We start from the raw sequence: 1,139 nt of genomic DNA, 5'->3' as shown, positions 1-1,139 counted from the left end.
CGATGCAGCGCTCCGGCTCGGCCTTGGCGATCGCCAGAAACGCCTCGCGGCGGGCCTGGTGGATCGCCAGCGTCTCCTTTTCGAAACGGTCGGCGACTGCCTCGGCGCCGCGCCGCAGCGTTGCGCGCCTCAGGCCTTCCGCTGGGTCGATGTCGAAGATCAGCGTCATGTCCGGCATCATGCCGTTGATGGCGACCTGTTCCAGCGCATCCATGAACGCCGGATCGATGCCGCCGGTGACGCCCTGATAGACGCGTGAGGAATCGAGGAAGCGGTCGCAAAGCACGATGGAGCCACGCTCGACCGCCGGCCGGATCACCTGCTCGACATGATCGGACCGCGCGGCGGCGAACAGCAGCGCTTCCATCTTCGGCCCGAACGGTTCGGCTGCGCCCGACAGCAGCACATGCCTGACCGCTTCGGCGCCCGGCGAGCCGCCGGGTTCGCGGGTAAGCAGCACGTCGTATTTCTTGGCGCGCATCTTCCTGGCCAGCCGCTCGATCTGCGTCGACTTGCCTGCCCCCTCGCCGCCTTCGAAGGTGATGAAAAAACCGCGTGCCAACCGAGAGGCCTTCTTGTCCATGGCTGAATGGGATTGTAGCGCTCTAGATAGTCCGCGTTGGGCCAAACGTCCATGCCGTCGATTTTTTGCCCTTATGCATGCCGTTCCCCAAAACCATGGCTGGTTTTGAGCGACATGCGTTAGCGCAGCCAGCCGATCACCAGTTCCTTGACGGCATCGAGCGCGCGCTGCGGCAGCGTGCCGACGCCGATCGATTCGGCAGCGAAAAGCGGCGTCTCCTGGCTCAGCGTATCGCCGATCCAGACGCGCAGCGCACCCACCGGCTGCCCCTCCTCCACCGGTGCTGCAACCGGGCCGTCATAGACGATCCTGGCCGTCAGCTTGTCGCGGTTGGTGATCGGCAGGAAGATGTCGATCGGTCCCTTTGCCTTCAGCGTCACCCCGGATTTGGCGCCGCCGAAAACCTGGGCTTCTCCAACCACCTCGTCCCTGGCGAAAATTTCGGTCTTCTCGAAGGAGCGGACACCCCAGTCGAGCAGCTTTCGCGCTTCCTCGGCGCGCTCCTTGTCCGAGGCCAGCCCGCTCATCGCCGCGATCACGCGGGTACCATTGTGGC

At 64.8% G+C, this 1,139-nt stretch carries 1 protein-coding gene and 1 pseudogene; both read right to left on the bottom strand.

Annotated features, from left to right (window positions below; translation table 11 throughout):
* On the bottom strand, window positions 1–562 hold a 562-nt coding region (tmk, locus tag EN994_RS32475; RefSeq protein ID WP_164746475.1), incomplete at its 3' end, for a dTMP kinase.
* Between the two features lie 140 nt (window positions 563–702).
* Window positions 703–1,139, bottom strand: a pseudogene (locus tag EN994_RS32470) (D-alanyl-D-alanine carboxypeptidase); the annotation flags it as partial.

This window comes from Mesorhizobium sp. M7A.F.Ca.CA.002.09.1.1 (assembly GCF_003998555.1).
Taxonomy (GTDB): Bacteria; Pseudomonadota; Alphaproteobacteria; order Rhizobiales; family Rhizobiaceae; genus Mesorhizobium; species Mesorhizobium ciceri.
Note: the sequence above shows the minus strand (reverse complement) of the source record. Positions and strands in the feature narration are given on the sequence as shown.